General features: G+C 38.8%; 23 protein-coding genes and 2 riboswitches. Of the genes, 19 read left to right on the top strand and 4 right to left on the bottom strand.

Going from position 1 to position 18612, the window contains the following annotated elements:
- Positions 1-12 precede the first annotated feature (12 nt).
- The 9 genes from sigF to BK581_RS03855 all read left to right on the top strand — a co-directional run bounded on the left by sigF (position 13) and on the right by BK581_RS03855 (position 9038).
- Positions 13-768, top strand: coding sequence for an RNA polymerase sporulation sigma factor SigF (gene sigF, locus BK581_RS03895; RefSeq protein ID WP_078579844.1), 756 nt, complete (start codon positions 13-15; stop codon positions 766-768).
- An 80-nt stretch (positions 769-848) separates the two neighbouring features.
- A complete protein-coding gene (locus BK581_RS03890) occupies positions 849-2336 on the top strand; it encodes a spore germination protein (RefSeq protein ID WP_245828870.1) in 1488 nt (495 codons plus the stop codon).
- 75 nt (positions 2337-2411) lie between these two features.
- Positions 2412-2592, top strand: a riboswitch (Lysine riboswitch).
- 109 nt (positions 2593-2701) lie between these two features.
- Positions 2702-4048, top strand: coding sequence for a diaminopimelate decarboxylase (lysA, locus tag BK581_RS03885; RefSeq protein WP_078576933.1), 1347 nt, complete (start codon positions 2702-2704; stop codon positions 4046-4048).
- A gap of 100 nt (positions 4049-4148) precedes the next feature.
- Entirely contained in the window at positions 4149-4583 is a 435-nt protein-coding gene (locus BK581_RS03880; RefSeq protein ID WP_078576932.1) for a peptidylprolyl isomerase, read from the top strand.
- Positions 4584-4685: 102 nt separating this feature from the next.
- Positions 4686-4835, top strand: a riboswitch (FMN riboswitch).
- Between the two features lie 390 nt (positions 4836-5225).
- Positions 5226-6311: a bifunctional diaminohydroxyphosphoribosylaminopyrimidine deaminase/5-amino-6-(5-phosphoribosylamino)uracil reductase RibD gene (gene ribD / locus BK581_RS03875; protein ID WP_322788416.1), complete on the top strand. Its 1086-nt coding sequence runs from the start codon at positions 5226-5228 to the stop codon at positions 6309-6311.
- A gap of 2 nt (positions 6312-6313) precedes the next feature.
- Positions 6314-6973, top strand: coding sequence for a riboflavin synthase (gene ribE / locus BK581_RS03870; protein WP_078576931.1), 660 nt, complete (start codon positions 6314-6316; stop codon positions 6971-6973).
- Positions 6974-6987: 14 nt separating this feature from the next.
- Entirely contained in the window at positions 6988-8187 is a 1200-nt protein-coding gene (locus tag BK581_RS03865) for a bifunctional 3,4-dihydroxy-2-butanone-4-phosphate synthase/GTP cyclohydrolase II (protein ID WP_078576930.1), read from the top strand.
- Positions 8188-8203: 16 nt separating this feature from the next.
- Positions 8204-8674: a 6,7-dimethyl-8-ribityllumazine synthase gene (ribH, locus tag BK581_RS03860; protein ID WP_078576929.1), complete on the top strand. Its 471-nt coding sequence runs from the start codon at positions 8204-8206 to the stop codon at positions 8672-8674.
- Positions 8675-8684: 10 nt separating this feature from the next.
- Positions 8685-9038 carry a GNAT family N-acetyltransferase gene (locus BK581_RS03855; protein ID WP_078576928.1) on the top strand — a complete coding sequence of 118 codons (354 nt, stop codon included), beginning with the start codon at positions 8685-8687 and terminating at the stop codon, positions 9036-9038.
- Between the two features lie 22 nt (positions 9039-9060).
- Here BK581_RS03855 and BK581_RS03850 read toward each other — a convergent pair whose 3' ends face one another.
- Entirely contained in the window at positions 9061-9588 is a 528-nt protein-coding gene (locus BK581_RS03850) for a DUF309 domain-containing protein (RefSeq protein WP_169837528.1), read from the bottom strand.
- A gap of 135 nt (positions 9589-9723) precedes the next feature.
- Here BK581_RS03850 and BK581_RS03845 point away from each other — a divergent pair, with 135 nt between their 5' ends.
- Genes BK581_RS03845 through BK581_RS03835 form a run of 3 tightly spaced genes read left to right on the top strand, consistent with a single transcriptional unit; the run spans position 9724 to position 11593 of the window.
- Entirely contained in the window at positions 9724-10473 is a 750-nt protein-coding gene (locus BK581_RS03845; RefSeq protein ID WP_078579841.1) for a segregation/condensation protein A, read from the top strand.
- Positions 10474-11109, top strand: a complete 636-nt coding sequence (gene scpB, locus BK581_RS03840; RefSeq protein WP_078576926.1) for an SMC-Scp complex subunit ScpB — start codon at positions 10474-10476, stop codon at positions 11107-11109.
- Positions 11099-11593: a DUF3907 family protein gene (locus tag BK581_RS03835; protein WP_078576925.1), complete on the top strand. Its 495-nt coding sequence runs from the start codon at positions 11099-11101 to the stop codon at positions 11591-11593. Before scpB ends, BK581_RS03835 begins: the two co-directional genes overlap by 11 nt.
- Before the next feature lie 42 nt (positions 11594-11635).
- Here BK581_RS03835 and BK581_RS03830 read toward each other — a convergent pair whose 3' ends face one another.
- Both BK581_RS03830 and BK581_RS03825 read right to left on the bottom strand, forming a co-directional pair.
- A complete protein-coding gene (locus tag BK581_RS03830) occupies positions 11636-12346 on the bottom strand; it encodes a DUF421 domain-containing protein (RefSeq protein ID WP_078576924.1) in 711 nt (236 codons plus the stop codon).
- Positions 12347-12402: 56 nt separating this feature from the next.
- A complete protein-coding gene (locus BK581_RS03825) occupies positions 12403-12921 on the bottom strand; it encodes a hypothetical protein (RefSeq protein WP_078576923.1) in 519 nt (172 codons plus the stop codon).
- A gap of 211 nt (positions 12922-13132) precedes the next feature.
- Between BK581_RS03825 and BK581_RS03820 the strand changes: the two genes are divergently transcribed.
- From BK581_RS03820 to spoVAE, 4 genes are read left to right on the top strand one after another with little or no spacing between them, the layout of a single operon-like run.
- Positions 13133-13558: a hypothetical protein gene (locus tag BK581_RS03820; protein WP_078576922.1), complete on the top strand. Its 426-nt coding sequence runs from the start codon at positions 13133-13135 to the stop codon at positions 13556-13558.
- A gap of 13 nt (positions 13559-13571) precedes the next feature.
- A complete protein-coding gene (gene spoVAC, locus BK581_RS03815) occupies positions 13572-14036 on the top strand; it encodes a stage V sporulation protein AC (RefSeq protein ID WP_078576921.1) in 465 nt (154 codons plus the stop codon).
- A gap of 12 nt (positions 14037-14048) precedes the next feature.
- Positions 14049-15068, top strand: coding sequence for a stage V sporulation protein AD (gene spoVAD / locus BK581_RS03810; protein WP_078576920.1), 1020 nt, complete (start codon positions 14049-14051; stop codon positions 15066-15068).
- Positions 15065-15415 (top strand): stage V sporulation protein AE, encoded by a 351-nt coding sequence (gene spoVAE, locus BK581_RS03805; protein ID WP_078576919.1) that lies wholly within the window; start codon positions 15065-15067, stop codon positions 15413-15415. The genes spoVAD and spoVAE overlap by 4 nt, the downstream gene beginning before the upstream one ends.
- Here the strand turns inward: spoVAE and BK581_RS03800 are convergent, their stop codons facing one another.
- Positions 15416-16135 carry a DUF421 domain-containing protein gene (locus BK581_RS03800; protein WP_245828868.1) on the bottom strand — a complete coding sequence of 240 codons (720 nt, stop codon included), beginning with the start codon at positions 16133-16135 and terminating at the stop codon, positions 15416-15418.
- A gap of 192 nt (positions 16136-16327) precedes the next feature.
- Between BK581_RS03800 and BK581_RS03795 the strand changes: the two genes are divergently transcribed.
- The 3 genes from BK581_RS03795 to BK581_RS03785 are packed head-to-tail and all read left to right on the top strand — an operon-like array spanning position 16328 to position 18595.
- Positions 16328-17476, top strand: a complete 1149-nt coding sequence (locus BK581_RS03795) for a D-alanyl-D-alanine carboxypeptidase family protein (protein ID WP_078576918.1) — start codon at positions 16328-16330, stop codon at positions 17474-17476.
- Positions 17469-18068 (top strand): nucleoside recognition domain-containing protein, encoded by a 600-nt coding sequence (locus BK581_RS03790; protein WP_078576917.1) that lies wholly within the window; start codon positions 17469-17471, stop codon positions 18066-18068. Before BK581_RS03795 ends, BK581_RS03790 begins: the two co-directional genes overlap by 8 nt.
- The gene (locus BK581_RS03785; protein ID WP_078576916.1) at positions 18065-18595 is read left to right on the top strand and encodes a spore maturation protein; all 531 of its coding nucleotides are present in this window, start codon (positions 18065-18067) and stop codon (positions 18593-18595) included. Before BK581_RS03790 ends, BK581_RS03785 begins: the two co-directional genes overlap by 4 nt.
- The last annotated feature ends 17 nt before the right edge of the window (positions 18596-18612 follow it).

Below are 18612 nucleotides of genomic sequence, written 5' to 3'. Positions count from 1 at the left end.
GGACTCCCTATGATGAATGTAGAATTTAAAGATAATCAGAAGAAGTATTTAAAAGATGAGGAAGTAAAAAAATTGATCGCAGAAGCGCAACAAGGTAATCAAAAGGCTCGTGACCGTATCGTCAGTCACAATACGCGACTAGTTTGGTCAGTCGTACAACGTTTTTTAAATAGGGGTTATGACCAAGAGGATTTATTTCAAATTGGGTGTATTGGCTTAATTAAATCAGTAGATAAGTTTGATTTATCTTTTGATGTCAAATTTTCTACTTATGCCGTCCCTATGATTATTGGAGAAATTCAACGCTTTCTTCGAGATGACGGCACAGTAAAAGTAAGCCGATCAATTAAAGAAACAGCGAATCATATTCGCAAAATGAGTGATGAGCTAGCAAAAACGTTTGGTAGAGTACCAACTATCCAAGAAATAGCCGATAAGTTAGACATCAGCCCTGAAGAAGTTGTATTTGCTCAAGAAGCCAATCGGCAACTAGCCTCTATTCATGAAACAGTCTATGAAAATGATGGTGACCCTATTACTATCCTCGACCAAATTTCTGATGAAAATGATACGAAGTGGTTCGATAAAATAGCGTTAAAAGATGAAATTGACAGACTATCAGACCGTGAAAAGTTAATTATTTTTCTAAGGTATTATAAAGATCAAACACAATCTCAGGTAGCAGAAAGACTTGGAATCTCTCAAGTACAGGTTTCACGACTTGAAAAGAAAATTCTCATTCAATTGAAAGAACAGCTCAACGATTAAGTTGAGCTGTTTTTGTATTGAATTGTGTTTTTCACTCATACTAAACATGTCACATGTAATTATGGAAAGGAGAGATTGACTTGAGTCGTGATGAGCTGGATGAAACAAAAATTGATCATCCATTTGTTACAGATATCCACGAAAATGAGCGCCGGATAATAGAACGAGTGGGTATTGGTGAAAGCTTTGACGTAGGGATTAGAAAGATTCATGTACTCGATAAGGAAGTCCAATTTTATTTTGTTAATGGTCTTTGCGATATCGAATATATCATTGAGCTGTTAAAAGAGCTCATGTTTTTAGACGCTACAGAAAGAAAGCGAACTAATAAAGTCAGAGAGCAGATTGAAAATCGACTGACCCACGTACAAGTTGAGTATGCTGATACACTAGATACAGCTATTAAGCAAATGCTCTCGGGGCTTATATTTATTCTCATTGAAGGTGAAGCAGAAGCCATTGTCATAGATGTACGAAGTTATCCTGGACGTGGACCTGAAGAACCTGATACAGAACGAGTTGTACGGGGAAGCCGCGATGGGTATACGGAAAATATTATTGAAAATACGGCGTTAACTAGACGTCGAATTCGGGATGAAAGATTACGCAATGAAATGATGCAAGTTGGAAGAAGATCAAAGACAGATATCTGTTTATCGTATATTAAAGGGGTTGCTGACCCAGACCTTGTGAACATTGTTCGAAAAGAATTAGAAGCGATCGATATAGACGGGTTAACAATGGCAGACAAAGTGGTTGAAGAGTTCGTCGTGAAGCAAGGAATTAATCCGTTTCCGATGGTACGCTATACAGAAAGGCCTGATGTAGCAGCTACTCATTTGTTGGAAGGTCATGTTATTTTATTTGTGGATACATCCCCAAGTATCATCGTGTTTCCAGCTACTTTTTTTCATCATGTGCAGCATGCGGAAGAATATCGCCAAGCCCCTATAGTTGGCACTTTTTTTCGATGGGTACGCTTTTCAGGTATGATATTTGCGTTATTCATTTTGCCATTATGGCTATTGATGGTGCTAGAACCATCACTCATTCCTGAACAATTGCACTACATTGGGCCTGAAGAAACAACAAATGTACCTATATTTGCTCAAATGGTCTTTGCTGAATTAGGAATTGAATTATTAAGGATGGCTGCAATACATACACCTTCACCTTTAGCGACAGCTCTCGGGTTAGTAGCGGCTTTACTAATTGGTGAAATTGCCATTGAGGTGGGTTTGTTAGTCCCAGAAGTTATTTTATATGTAGCCTTTGCTGCCATTGGTATGTTCGCAACACCAAGTTATGAAATGGCGATTGCATTAAAAATTTTAAGGATAGCCGTCCTCATAGCTGTTGCATTGTTTAAAGTACCAGGCTTTGTTATTGCTACAACAGTCTTTTTCATCCTTATAGCTCGAACGAAGCCTTTAAATGCACCGTATTTGTGGCCCTTTCTGCCCTTTTATCCGAAAGCCTTTTGGGATATTTTAATCCGTCAACCAATTCCATTAAAACGACGTAGACCAAGTATCGTTAAACCAAAAGACCCGATTAAACAAAGCTAACACGCAAAGCAGTTGCATGAAGTCTTTGAGTATGATAATGTTTATAAAACTGACAAGAAAAGGTTCACCTTTTCTGAAACAGGTAGAGGTGCAATGAGGAACAGTACATTGTGGGAGCTAAGGAGGCTTTGAAAACAATGGAAAGGCCGAGTTGCCGAAGTTGGAGAATGCCTCCTTACATTCCACCAGCTGGGGTACAGTTGAACATTCTGTACACTGTCACTGCTTATAAATGTGGTGGAGCACTACCCTGAAAGCACACTGTTCTTTGCGTTGAGCTTAAGGGAAATGAATGTGTTTCATATTCATTTCTCTTTTTATTTGTTTTATATTAGTAATACGAGTGACTAAAGGAGTGGATTAATGTGGGTTTATACGGCACGAGCTATATTAATGACTTTGGACATTTAACGATAGGTGGCGTCGATGTTACTGAATTAGCAGAGTATTATGGCACTCCGTTATATATATATGATGTGAAAGACATTCGCGATCGCGCGTTAGCTTTTAAGAAAGCTTTTGAACAACAACGTGTAGATTATCAAGTAGCTTATGCAAGTAAAGCATTTAGCTGTATTGCTATGATAGAGCTAGCTGAAGAACTGGGTTTAAGTTTAGATGTCTGTTCTGGTGGGGAACTGTTTACCGCTATGAAGGCAGGTTTTCCAGCCGAGAGAATTCATTTTCATGGTAATAATAAAACGCCTGATGAGTTGGAAATGGCTTTAAAAGAAGGAATTGGGTGTATTGTTGTTGACAACTTTACAGAGCTATCTTGGCTAATGGCTATGACTGAATCTATGAAAACGCCGATGAAAGTTCTTATTCGAATTACACCGGGTGTAGAAGCACACACACATGAATATATTTCAACTGGACAGGAAGATTCCAAATTTGGATTTGATCTGAACAGTGGTCAAGCTGAAAAGGCGATTAAAATGTTACTTAATCATGAGTATCTTTACTTACAAGGTGTCCATTCACACATAGGATCACAAATTTTTCGAGCGGAAGGCTTTGAAGAAGCGGTGAAAGCAATTTACTTATCAATAGCCCGGTGGCATCAGGAAATGGGCTACTATCCAGATGTGTTAAATGTGGGGGGCGGCTTTGGTATTCGATATGGAGAGAACGACCATCCATTGCCTTTACATGTCTATGTTGACAAAATGGTAGAAACGGCGAAAAGCGAGGCAGCTAAACTGAAAATGCCAGTTCCAGAAATTTGGATTGAGCCAGGGCGGGCACTAGTCGGGGAAGCTGGTACGACACTTTACCGTATAGGTGCTAGAAAAGATATTCCCGATGTACGGACATACCTATCTGTAGACGGGGGGATGACTGATAATATTCGTCCAGCATTATATCAGGCAGAATATGAAGCTGTTTTAGCGAATAAAGCAAACGATGAAAAAACAGAACTCGTATCTATCGCAGGCAAATGCTGTGAAAGTGGCGATATGCTTATCTGGGATGTTAAGTTACCACCAGCTGTTCAAGGTGATATTCTTGCAGTTTCTTCTACAGGTGCATATGGTTATGCTATGGCCAATAATTATAACCGTATTCTTCGTCCTGCTGTGGTTTTTGTGGAAGGTGGAGAACACACATGTGTTATTGAGAGAGAGACGTTTAGTGACTTAGTGCGCCACGAGCGATCATACCGTCATCAGTGTCAACTTAAAGATGTGGATTCAACTGTAAATAAATAATATAACATTTAGATATAGTCTCATGAGTTTCATTCTAACTCAATGTAAGGTAGAATAAAGAAGTCTGACTGATTTACACAATAATGGGAGGTCTTCCAACATGAAAAAAGGCGAAATTGTATTTGAAACAGGAGAAAAAGTTGTTATTGAATTTTTTCCAGATGAAGCACCGGGCACAGTGGCTAACTTTGAAAAATTAGCAAATGAAGGTTTTTATAACGGATTAAATTTCCATCGTGTTATTCCTGGCTTTGTAGCTCAAGGCGGATGTCCTCAAGGTACAGGCACAGGCGGTCCTGGTTATGCGATAAAATGTGAAACAGAAGGTAATCCCCACAAACATGAAAAAGGAAGCTTATCAATGGCTCATGCAGGAAAAGATACGGGGGGAAGTCAATTTTTCCTCGTATTTGATCCTCAGCCCCATCTAGATGGTGTTCATACTGTGTTCGGTAAAGTTATTGAGGGTATTGATGTGGTCGATCGCATTAAGCAAGGGGATGTCATGCAAAAAGTAACTGTCTATGATGCATAATAAGGACAAGCAGTGAGAGTTTTACACTTTCACTGTTTTTTTTGAGCAAATTTTAGTGACACCGAAATAACATGTGATATAATAAACAAAACACAATAAGAATCATTCCTTCGGGGCAGGGTGAAATTCCCAACCGGCGGTGATGAGGTATATACCTCTTAGTCCGTGACCCGTTATTTTGCTCATTGCAATAACGGTGGATTTGGTGAAAATCCAAAGCCGACAGTATAGTCTGGATGGGAGAAGGATATGATGGATAAAAATATTGGGGATTGAACCAAGTAGGACAGTGTATCTAAACTTTCTTTCCTATAACTTATAGGGGAGTATTGTTAATTGAGTATGGGATTTTCTGCCATTCTGTCTTTTTCATAACCCTATGTTTTTAAACGATTCATATTCTAGATTATCTGCTCTGAAAGGACCTACTTTCAGGGTTTTTTCATTTTACAGCGAAATGTTGTCCTCTCAATTTGAGGAGTAAGAAAGTGACTACGGAATATGTTTTTTCGTGAGATTATGTAAAATAGGTGAGTCTTATCGATTATTTTACCTTTTACAAATGAGTTCACATCTCGTGTCATAATTTCACATATAGAACAACTAACTAGTCAAGTAATAGCTGTCAGAGGGGGAGTTTTGTTGGAGACTGATTATATGGAACTAGCGATTCAAATGGCTGCAAAAACAAAAGGCCAAACAGTACCAAATCCAGTTGTGGGATGTGTGATTGTAAAAGATTCTGAAATTGTAGGTTTGGGGGCTCATTTGAAAGCAGGCGACCCTCACGCTGAAAGGCATGCTTTAGCGATGGCAGGTGAGAAAGCAAAAGAGGCTGTTATGTATGTCACATTAGAACCTTGTTCACATTACGGGAAAACCCCCCCGTGTGCCGATGCAATTATTGAAGCAGGTATCTCTAAAGTTTTTATCGCTTCTATAGACCCCAATCCAAAAGTTAGTGGGAATGGAATAGCGAAACTAAAGCAAGCAGGGATTGTAGTGGAAACAGGGACACATAAAGCGGAAGCCGACGCATTAAATAAAGAATTTTTTCACTTCATACGAACTTCCAAGCCATATGTCACCCTTAAAACAGCATCTAGTATTGATGGGAAAATAGCAACCAGTTCAGGTGAAAGTCAATGGATTACTGGAGAAGAAGCAAGAAAAGACGGTCATCGGTTGCGGCATGAGAACGATGCCATTTTAGTAGGTGTTGAGACGATTATTCAAGATAATCCGATGTTAACGGCTAGGTTAAGTAATGGTGGCCATCATCCAATACGCATCATACTTGATTCCACACTAAGGATACCTCTTACAAGTCATGTTGTAACGGACACACAAGCTGACACATGGGTTATAACGACAAACAGAGCTAGTGAAGAGGCGAAGGAAGCGCTTGAACAAGCTGGTGTTACTATTTTTACAGTGTCAGGTGATACGATTGAAATTACTGAGCTCCTTACGATCATCGGTAAACAACAGGTTTCTTCCTTGCTTGTGGAAGGGGGAGGCACTGTGAATGACAGCTTTTTACGGGCTGGAGAATTTCAATGTCTCATCAAATATATGGCGCCGATGATCATCGGTGGGGAACAAGCGAGGTCTTCTTTTTCAGGCAAGGGCTTTTCAAATTTAAGTGATGTTCCTCGATTAGAGTTAGTTAATATGGAACTTATTGGACTAGATGTTAAATTTGTGTTTCGTAAAAGGGAGGAATAACTTTGTTTACCGGTATCGTTGAAGAAAAAGGTAAAATACACAATATTAGGCAGACTGGCGATGCGATCGTGATGACGATTGAAGCCTCAAAAATTTTAACAGACGTGAAGGAAGGAGACAGTATCGCTGTTAACGGCGTTTGCTTAACAGTGACCTACTTTAATGACAAGTTGTTTACTGTGGACCTCATGCCAGAAACCGTTAGACACACAAGCTTAAAAGATTTAAAAGTGACTTCTTCCGTGAACTTAGAGCGCGCAATGGCTGCAAATGGCCGTTTCGGTGGTCACTTTGTCAGTGGACATGTGGATGGGATGGGGACGATTATAACTAAACGACCAGAGCACAATGCTGTTTATTACGATATTAAAATATCCCCAGAGTTACGAAAGTATATGATGATGAAAGGTAGTATATGTGTGGACGGCACTAGCTTAACGATATTTGGAGTATCCGATAATAGTGTAACGGTGTCACTCATACCACACACACTAGAGGGAACAGTATTAGGTGAAAAAGGTTCTGGTGACAATGTGAACATCGAGTGTGATATGCTCGCTAAATATATTGAAGGTCTTTTAACCAATCGTATTCAAACAGTAGAGTCTACACCTGGTAAAATAACGGATAATTTTCTAAAAGAACATGGATTTAATTTATAAGGAGGTGCGGTGACATGACACAATTTGATCCCGTAGAAGAAGCTATATATGCTCTAGCCCAAGGTGAAGTCATTATTGTATGTGATGATGAGGATAGAGAGAATGAAGGAGATTTTGTCGCTCTTGCTGAAAAAACGACCCCAGAGGTAATTAATTTCATGATTACTCATGGGAGGGGGCTTGTCTGTGCGCCTATAACTGAAGAACGGGCAAAAAAGCTTGATTTAATGCCGATGGTTGACCGTAACTCTGATCCTCATGGAACAGCATTTACTGTCAGTGTTGATCATAAACATACAACAACTGGAATTTCGGCCCCAGAAAGGTCGTTTACGATTAAAGCGCTTATTGATGAGACAGCAAAACCAGCTGACTTCCAACGCCCTGGTCACATATTCCCATTGATCGCAAAGGATGGAGGTGTTTTACGCCGTGCCGGACATACCGAGGCTGCTGTCGATTTGGCTAGAATGTGCGGAGCAGCTCCTGCAGGTGTCATCTGTGAAATTATAAAAGAAGATGGTACAATGGCAAGAGTCCCAGAATTACGCCAAATAGCCGACGAACATCAATTAAAAATGATCACAATTAAAGACATGATTCAATATCGTAATCGAAAAGATAAATTAGTGCAAAAAGAAGTTGAGATCTCATTACCGACAGAATTTGGAGAGTTTAAAGCAATTGGCTATTCAAATGTTGTTGATGGCAAAGAACATATAGCTATTGTGAAAGGTGATATCGGGGGTGAAAAGCCCACACTTGTGCGTGTACACTCTGAATGTTTAACAGGGGATGTTTTCGGATCTCAACGTTGTGATTGTGGGCCACAATTACATGCGGCATTGAGCCAGATTCAAGAAGCAGGTTCAGGTGTGCTGCTTTATATGCGCCAAGAGGGACGCGGTATAGGCTTACTAAATAAAATGAAAGCTTATAAGCTTCAAGAAGAAGGCTATGATACGGTGGAAGCTAATGAAAAATTGGGATTTGCTCCGGATTTAAGGGATTATGGGATCGGTGCCCAAATTTTAAGAGATTTAGGTATTCGAAAAATGAAGTTATTAACGAATAACCCTCGTAAAATTACTGGGTTAAAGGGCTATGATCTAGAAGTAGTGGACAGAGTGCCTTTGCAATTACCGCATAGTGCTAGTAATGAAAAATATTTAAAAGTAAAAAAAGAGAAATTAGGTCACTTATTACATTTTTAATATAGGAGGAAATTTTATGGGACATACGTATGAAGGACATCTTGTTGGGACAGGATTAAAGATAGGGATTGTTGTAGGAAGGTTTAATGAGTTTATTACAGGTAAATTATTAGGTGGGGCAGAGGATGCTTTAAAACGGCATGGCGTAGCCAATGATGACGTGGATGTAGCGTGGGTGCCTGGTGCATTTGAAATTCCGTTAATTGCAAAAAAAATGGCGGACTCAGGAAAATATGATGCTGTTATTACTCTCGGTACCGTTATTCGAGGTTCGACACCTCATTTTGATTATGTGTGTGGAGAAGTATCGAAGGGAGTAGCTTCTATCTCTTTATCATCAGGTATTCCAGTCATTTTTGGGGTACTTACCACAGATACGATTGAACAGGCAATTGAACGTGCGGGAACAAAAGCAGGTAATAAAGGATGGGAAGCAGCCGCTGGAGCTATAGAAATGGCGAATCTAACTAAGAATTTTAATGAGTAGAAGGTGACGTATGCTCATACCTTACAAAAAAGAATACGAAAAGATTGCGATGGGCCTGCTCTCATTTATGCCAGGTGAAAAGCGGGTGCAGGATATTCAAAAAACGTTGGATACGTATCGGTCTTCTACAGAATGGAAACTCTACTTATGGAAACATAAAGATGGCAGTATCATTGGTGTCGCCGGAATAGAAGAGGCAAATGAACATATCTATTTGCATGATATAACGTTAAATCCTTCTTATCGTAATGAAGGGGTGGCAAAACAAATGGTTGATGAATTAGAGCATCTATATAAAACCCCTTTAAAAGGCACGAAGGTAACAGAGCATTTTTTAGAGCATTGCCGAAAAAATGGGTGTTAAGTAAAGAAGGGAAGAGCTTTTACTAGAGCTCTTCCCTTTCTCTTTTCTTTTTTAATAGAGAATGCTGCCTTGCTTGAATAACATCTGAGCGGTCTCTCAATTTATGTTTATAAATGAGGTCTTTTGCTTGCACGCGATCATCTGATAACCACTCCCACCCGTATGTGTGACATAATTTTTTGCACTGTGTTATGAGATCACTGTCGGACAAGGGGAGGTTAAACGGTTCGTACGTTCCTTCATGCAGGATCGTTTTAATTCTAGATTTAATTAACTGTTCTGTATCACTATGATGAATATGAAGGCCGTGGAAAATATCTTTATTTGCTCTCATATGAGTAAGGACTTTGCGATATAATCGAAGGCTTCCAGACAAATTTTGTTGCCTTTCATGATAGACCGCGACAGCAAGCTGAATTAAGGCTAACCATGTGACGTGACGGTTATTCTCTAACCAATATTCTTCCATTATCTCATGACATTCGAAATAATCACGTGAGCCATGAAAGTGAATCAGATATTCAATATATTCTTTCGGGTATACTGTCATAGTGTCCTCCAAACAATCATGATTCATACTTATATTATCATAAACGATATTTTTATGAATGTGAAGAAACGTCCCTCTTTAACACGGGCAGATTGTGGTATAATGCTTTCATGTAAGGAAGGGTTTGATGAACTTATGCAATATAGTGTAAAATTGCACGCATTTGAAGGGCCGTTAGATTTGTTGCTTCACCTCATTCAAAAAAATGACCTTGATCTATATGATATTCCGGTTAAAGAAATCACTGAACAATATATGATATATATTCATGCTATGCAAGTACTCCATCTGGACATTGCCAGCGAATATTTAGTGATGGCATCCACACTTTTACATATGAAGAGTCAGCTGCTTCTTCCAGTAGAGGAGAATATTGATGATGATGAGTTTGCAGAATATGAAGAAGATACGCGAGAAGATTTGATGTTGCGGTTAATAGAATACAAAAAATATAAAGAAGCGGCAGGAGAACTTAAAGACCGTGAACTTGCTCGCAGCGATCTTTTTACAAAGCCTATGACCGATTTAACCACGTTGTTAGATGATAACGAGGAAGCAGAGCAAGTGAATATAAATGTGTCTATATATGATATGCTGCAAGCTTTTCAAAAAATGACAAAACGTAAAAAGAAGAAAGAGCCAGTCTATTCTAAAATTCATCGAGAAGAAATTCCGATTGAACACATGATGTCACGAGTACTTAGTAAAATCCACTTAAGCGGTGGAAGAAGTCGGTTCTCCGAGCTTTTTAGCGATGATGAGCAACAAGAACACTTAGTGGTGACCTTCTTAGCCCTATTGGAATTAATGAAGTCCAATGCCGTCAGGTGTGAACAAGCGAATAATTTTGATGATATTTTAATTTATAAAAGGGAGGTTCACTAGTTGAAAAGTCATGAAATAAAAGCTGTGATAGAAGGACTTTTGTTTGTGTCCGGGGAAGAAGGTATCGATGAAAAACAACTAATGGATGTCTTACAAATAGATCGGAAATCACTTAAATTTTATTTAGCAGAAATGAAAGACATGTACCAGTCAGAGCAACGAGGCATTCAACTTGTGGAAGTAGCTGGCGGCTATCAATTAACAACGAAGCAAGATCATGCGCCGTTTTTTAAACGACTAGTACAGTCACCATCTTCAGCAACGCTATCTCAAGCAGCTCTGGAGTCCCTTGCAATTATTGCCTATAAACAGCCGATTTCACGTGTCGAGATTGAGGATATTCGAGGGGTGAAATCTGAGCGTCCAATTCGTACGTTAAACGGAAAAGGGATTATTAAAGAAGTTGGCAGAGCAGAAGGGCCTGGAAGAGCGATTTTATATGGGACTTCCAAGTTGTTTCTTGAACAATTTGGATTACGTTCTATAGATGAACTCCCACCGTTACCTGACAATGTGTCTGAAGAAGATGTAGAAGAAGAAGTGGATTTATTTTTCACAAAGTTTCAAGAACAATTTTCCGCTGATCCACAGCTAGTGTTAAATGAAGAAGGAGAGATTACTGACGATGGGGAATGACTTAGTAAAGCAACAATTGGAATTAACGACAGCGCATATTGAGAAAGCATCGAAAAAATTAAGGGAATATTTAAATGAGGCAACTCTCTCAAAATTAATGGAGAATCAGTCTACCTCTAAAGAAGATTTTCAATTAATTTTAGATCAATTTAGGCGATTACTCGTATTTTTTGATGAAGGTTTAAAATCAGGAAATGTCTTACTTCGCAGCGAAAACTTTAGGAAAGGCGCCGCAGAGAAAACATTGTATTGGATTTTTCATCAATGTGTGGAGGAATTTTTTCAACCGCATTATGACGTATGGTATGAAGATAGTAGGGCCGCATATACTGGCAGAAACGCTATCCGCTTTCGGACTGATGTTCCACAAGAAATTAAAGATCTTACTTGCGAAATTGAAGGCCCACTACAAGAAGTTCGTGAAGAATTAGAATACTATGAAACGGACTATAGGACAAAAATAAAACAGAGAGAGGGAAAATAGTCCCTCCTCCTCATCACCTGACCCCTTTTTAAGAGGTCAGGTTTAATTTATAGTAATATTTTTTATAAAAGGAGCACGGTTTAATTGTAAATAGAGGGGTTTTCCTTTATCCCATTCAGCGACTAGAATATGTGAGACATGAAGACCTTCATTAGTTAACTTTTTATTGAGTTCTTCTATGGTCATTCCTGCTTGATAGACATTATCCTCTATCCATTCGCCGTCACTAATGAGTGTCATGGGGAGAGTAACACTACTAGGCGTTAAAGAAAAGTCGTCTCTCGTAGGGGTTTGTTGAAGACTTTTTTTTAACACATTTACCGTCCCGTTAGATTCAAGAATAGCGAATGCTACATCGTTAAATGAGAAAATGTCTTTATTTCTTAATAAATTTTGTAACTGATGAAGGTCGAGATTATTATTTTTCAATTCTTCCCGATCGATCATTCCGTTACGAATAATAATAGCGGGTTTTCCTTCCAATAAGCTTCGTGATCGCTTCCATTTTTGTGTAATCTTTTCAACAAGCGTAATTAAAAGCCCCCACAGCATAACAGCATATAAAACATAATTAATACCAATTTGTTTATCATAAATAGCGTTTCCCACAAGTTCACCTAAGATTAATGCAGAGATAAAATCGAACGGTGTTAATTGTGTAATTTGCGTTTTTCCTAACACTTTCGTTAATACAAGTAATGCAATAAAGCCGACTAGTAGCTCGATGGTTAACGAATAAAAATTTGTATTCAATCAAGATACCTACCTTTTTTACAAGATAAGTATAGAATGAGCCGGTAGTGAAAAAATTATGAGCGGTTGAATAGACTACTAAGTAAGATGTCCATTTCATGACAAAGTTCATGGGAACGCTGAATAAGTCGACCTGCTTCACTTTCTTTATTGTCAGGTGTACCTGGGAATACAGTTTTTAGCTGACCATTTTTTGTGTACCAAAAACGATTTAAGTAATTATTAAAGATGTCCATAAAAGTCATGATAGTGTTAAATTTCTCTTCAGAATAAATAACTTCAAGTTTTCCCTCAGGAATAATCGTTTCTTTTGGAGCGAGTTCCATTTCCTTTTGGTGAATTCCTTCTGCTTGTTTTTGAACAGCATTTCTTATTCTAAGTAGCTGAAGCTCCACAGTTCGTCTCATTTCATCTTTGTCCTCTTCTGATTCAACTAGTGACTCATTTAGCTTGTTGTGTTGTTCTACTAATTTTTCGGCCTTCATTCTTTTGTCTCTTTTTAAAAGAAGGTACACAATAAATAACTGAGTCAAAAAAATGACGAGAAGTAAACTACTGATCACCCATAACCACATTTTATTTTCTCTCCTATTCGTTAAAATGATAAAGGTTAAAGTTATATTATCTCATATTTATCACAGAGATAATAACGCTTTTTACAGATGACTAATAACGATTAATTCAAGTGTCTTCTACCCATCATTCTTTATAAATACTTTTTTTTCCAACATAAAACAGCTAGGAAGAACGATACTAACGGTATGATATAAGAAAGGTGGCTTACACATGAAAAAAATCCTGATTTTTCTGTTGGTGTTGCAGACTTTAACCGCTTGTCAAACAGCAGAAGAAGGTTCTGTTGAAAAATTTGCAACGACTAACGAAACTGTTTCTCAGGATTTAGCTGAAAAAGCTGAAGAAACAGTTGAAGTGTTGCAGCGTGTGGAGCAGGCTGAAGCCGTGTCTTTTAATGATGACGTATATGTGTATTTAAATGTCACAGGTTTTGACCGTTTTTTCTTAAAAGATATTCGAAGTCAGGCAGAAAAGAAGCTAAAAACATCTTTACCTGAAGGAAAAGTCCACGTTTCTACAGATAAAAAAATTGAAATGGAAATTAAAGAATTAAAACAGAAGCTGGATGCTCAACAAATTACGAAAAAAAACGTGGAAAAGGATACGAAAAAAATTAAGAAGGACATGGAAGGATAGGTGTTATGTCAGCATGAGTAAAAAATCAAATCTAACACCGGCACAGCAAGCTTACCAAAAAATAGCCGATAAACATGAAACAAAACGACCTGTCGGAAAAAACTGTTTAAAAGCATTTATTATCGGCGGTCTTGTTTGCACATTTGGCCAGCTTATTCAAAACGGGTACATTTACTATTTTGACTTTACTGAAAAAACAGCTGGAGATCCAACTGTGGCAACACTTGTGTTGATCGCCAGTCTCCTCACTGGTTTTGGTGTTTATGACAGATTTGGACACTTTGCAGGAGCAGGCTCTGCTGTCCCTGTAACGGGATTTGCAAACGCCATGGCCTCCGCCGCGATTGAACACCGAACAGAAGGCTATGTTCTTGGAGTCGGATCAAATATGTTTAAACTAGCTGGCTCTGTGATTGTATTTGGCGTGTTCGCAGCTTTTGTGATTGTGCTTATTAAAATGATTTTCTTTCAACTTTAAGGAGGTGGCACTATGTTAATCGGAAATCGCTCATGGCTATTTGAAAACAGGCCGGTCATAACAAGTACAGGGGTTGTTGGCGGACCTTTTGAAAAAAAGGGGAAATTGACTGCGGACTTTCACAGCTTTTCGGATGACTTGTGGTTCGGAGAAGATAGTTATGAAAAAGCTCAGAAGAAATTTTTAGAAGAGGCATGTCATGAAGCCTTGAATCAAGGAAATTTACAGAAAGAAGATATTCAATTTATTTTTGCAGGTGATCTGTTAAATCAAATTACTTCTACAAGTTTTGCTTGTCGAAGTCTTTCCATCCCATATTTTGGGTTATTTGGCGCCTGTTCTACATCGATGGAAGCATTAGCTCTTGCGGCTTTTATCGTTAATGGAAAAGGAGCTAATAATGTTATAACAGGGTCGGCGAGTCATAATGCGGCTGTAGAAAAAACATTTAGGTACCCTACAGAATATGGCTCTCAAAAACCTCCCACCTCACAATGGACCGTAACAGCTGCAGGGGTAGGAGTCGTGTCATCTTCGGGAACAGGACCTATTGTAACGTCTGCCACCATAGGTAAAGTCATAGATGAAGGATTAAAGGATCCTTATAATATGGGAGGCGCCATGGCACCAGCTGCTGTTGATACAATAAAAGCACATTTTGAAGATCGGAGTTTGCCAGAAGATTATTATGATCTCATTCTCACTGGGGATTTAGGTAAAATTGGTCATGCTGTGGCACTGGAACTATTTCAGAATGAGAATATGCAAATTGATCAAAATAGTTTTCAAGACGCAGGGTTGATGATTTATAACGAAGAACAACCTGTTCAATCAGGGGCTAGTGGTGCAGGATGCTCGGCAGCAGTCACTTATGGTCACATATATAATCGATTAAAGCAAGGTGAACTGAACAAAGTACTGATTGTTGCCACAGGGGCTCTCCTTTCTCCACTAACTTTTCAACAGCAAGAGTCCATTCCTTGTATCGCCCACGCTGTTTCAATTGAAAGACAAGGAGGTTTTGTTCAATGATTTTTGTGAATGCATTTATTGTTGGAGGCTTAATTTGTGTCATTGGCCAGCTTATGCTAGATGTAGGTAAATTGACACCAGCTCATACACTTAGCACGCTTGTTGTGAGTGGGGCTATTCTCGATGGGATAGGGTTATATGAACCCTTAATCGATTTTGCTGGCGCTGGGGCCACTGTTCCTATTACGAGCTTCGGTAATTCACTTGTTCATGGTGCGATCACGGAAGCTAAAAGTACTGGATTGATCGGTATCCTCACAGGCATTTTCGAGGTGACAAGTGCTGGTATTTCATCGGCGATCATTTTCAGCTTTATTGCGGCCCTCCTTTTTAAACCTAAAGGATAACTAATGTCTAAAGGGAGGGCCTGTGGGGGTTGCATCGATCGTTGAAATATGTAACTGATGATCATCATTTATACTTGCAAATAGGACCTTCTCTGGATGATTAATGCCCTTCTTCATGAGTTCATTATGAAGCCAAGAGACAGATAAGCCGAGGTTTTGTAATACTTCAGTATACACCTTTCCTTCCATCATTACAGGGTACGCTAAATTAGACGTGCGTTTCGTCACATTAATGTCTTCAAGTGACACAGGCGTACTGCTGTGAAATCGATAAACAGTCAGTTTTCCATTTGCCTCAATGATTGCCAATTTCACGATAGAAAGGTCAAAAATATCTTTTTCTCTTAACATCTGTAATATATTATCAATTGAATAGCGAATATGTTCAATGTTTTTAATAAGGAGCACACCATTTTCGATCACCACTGTTGGTTCAAAGGTCATAACATGGCCGAACCAACGTTTTTTAATGATGAGATAGCTAATAATGCGCTGTAATAAAGCGATAGTAATAATAGCTATAACTGTATGTATATGTTGAATATCTGGGTCGGCTATATCCGCACCTGTGACAGAGGAAAGTGTAATAATAACGAGGAAATCAAATAATGGGAGTTGCCCGATAGCGCGCTTCCCCATATACATAGTCACGACTAATAAGAGAGGGAGAATTGTAAAGATACGTGCAATCACAACAAAGAATTCAAAAAATTGGTTCACTCATTATCCCTCCAAGTTTTCATTAAATAGTAATAAATCAATAGATGTAGTTTTACCTCAGTCATGTTCATTTTATTCTTGTAATAAACGTGGACATACTTGTCCGTCACATGCATAAACATCATTTAGAGGTTCTTTTATTAATGAAGAGGTGCATGATTGAACTGGAAGTACCGGATTAGGAGGAAGGGTATGAGAGTATTACTATTATGTGTTCTCTGTTTTATTTTTCTCGTATTGCCTGCTCAGGTTTCTGTAGAGGCACAGCAGCAATTTGCAGGTCATACGTCGGCAAAAGGAGCTGTGTTAATAGAGCAAGAGAGTGGTAGAGTGTTGTATGAGAAACAAGCAAGAACACCGATGAGAATTGCTAGCATAACGAAAATTATGACGGCGATACTAGCGATCGAATCAGGAAAGCTTGATGAAGAAGTGACGATCTCATCACATGCCTATGGAACTGAAGGTTCGTCGATTTATTTGGCTGAAGGGGAAAAAATTATACTAAGGGATCTTGTTTATGGATTGATGTTGCGATCTGGTAATGATGCAGCGGTAGCTATTGCGGAACATGTTGGGGGAAGTGTGGATGGGTTTGTTTATTTAATGAATGAAAAGGCACGTGAAATTGGTATGGAGCAGTCAGTTTTTTCAAATCCTCATGGCTTAGATGATCATGAAGAACATTACTCAACAGCGTATGATATGGCTATATTAACACAATATGCTATGGATAATCCGGTTTACCGAGAGATATCAGGGACAACCACTTATCGATCAACAACGCCAGAAAAGCGGGTCCGAGTTTTTAACAATAAAAACAAATTGTTAACGCAGCTTTACAAACATTCTACTGGCGGAAAAACAGGATATACAAAGCGTGCAAAGCGGACACTGGTCTCGACTGCGGAAAAAGAGGGTATGTCATTAATCGCTGTTACCATAAATGCGCCTAGCGATTGGAATGATCATATAAACTTATTTGAATGGGCTTTTGGCAACTTTGAAATGAATACGATTGTCTCAGAGGGCATCGTCGCTAATGTGAATGATTCGTTTTATGAAAATAAGCTTCATGCTCAGTATACGTTTGGTTACCCGTTGTCAAAGGAAGATAAGGACCATTTAACTCATCGTTTGCTTTTATTGAGGCCTAACTTAGAAAAATGGGAAAAACAAGGGGTGCCATATCCAATCGGGAGCGTACAAATCGAGTTATATGACGATATAATCGGCACCGTACCAATAAAATATATATATGAAAACGATAAAAAACCGAGCTTTTATGAAAGATGGGTAGAGCCGTGGTTGAAGTTCAACGAGGCAGGAACAAATGGTTAATATAATATGGGTTGGTTTATTTGTTGTAGGCTTTATGTTTGCTGCCATAAATGGAAACATGGAACAAGTAAATGAAGCTGTATTTGCAGGGGCTAAAGAAGCTGTCACGATATGTATTGGTCTTATTAGTATTCTTACCTTCTGGCTTGGCATGATGAGAATTGCCGAAGTGGCAGGTATGTTAAGAGCTGTTGGTAGAGTGCTTCAACCATTTGTAAGGAAATTATTTCCTGACATTCCTAAAGACCATCCGGCTATCGGCTACATTATTTCAAATATGAGTGCCAATTTATTTGGATTAGGTAATGCCGCAACTCCGATGGGGATTAAAGCTATGAAAGAATTAAAAGAGTTAAATAATAATAAAGATGAAGCTAGCCGTTCAATGATCACTCTACTTGCTATCAATACAGCAAGTATTACGTTAATTCCTACGACAGTCATATCCTTACGCATCGATTACCAATCGGCAGCTCCTACAGAAATTGTCATGACAACGATCATGGCAACAGCATGTTCCACTATTGGAGCTATTCTTATTGATCGGTATTTTTATTATAGACGTTTGAGAAAAGGATGTGGAGACAATTGAGTTGGGTAACAACGGTATCTATATGGCTGATCCCCACCTTAATTTTAGTCATATTACTCGTAGGGACTTGGAAGAAGGTTCCTACGTATGAAGCGTTCGTAGACGGTGCAAAAGAAGGTGTACAAATGGCATTTTCAATCGTACCTTTTTTGGCAGGGATGTTAGTCTCTATTAAAGTATTTAGAGAATCTGGCGCATTAGATTTTTTCATCACTTTATCAGAACCAGTTTTATCGCTGTTTTATATTCCAGCAGAGATCATTCCGTTAGCGTTAATTCGCCCCCTTTCAGGAAATGGGGCGCTCGGCATGACGAGTGATCTCATTGCTACGTATGGCCCAGATTCTTTCATTGGCAGACTTGCTTCTACGATGCAAGGGAGTACTGATACGACTTTTTATGTTTTAACTGTCTATTTTGGCGCAGTAGGCGTACGAAAAATGGGAGATGCACTAAAAGTAGGTCTAGCAGCGGATGTGATTGGTGTCATTGCCTCTATACTAATCGTAAGAGCCGTTTTTTTATAACAGCTAGGACGCAAATT

The organism is Salipaludibacillus agaradhaerens (assembly GCF_002019735.1).
Taxonomy (GTDB): Bacteria; Bacillota; Bacilli; order Bacillales; family Salisediminibacteriaceae; genus Salipaludibacillus; species Salipaludibacillus agaradhaerens.
The sequence above is the reverse complement of the archived record's forward strand: the minus strand, read 5'-3'. Positions and strand labels throughout refer to the sequence as shown.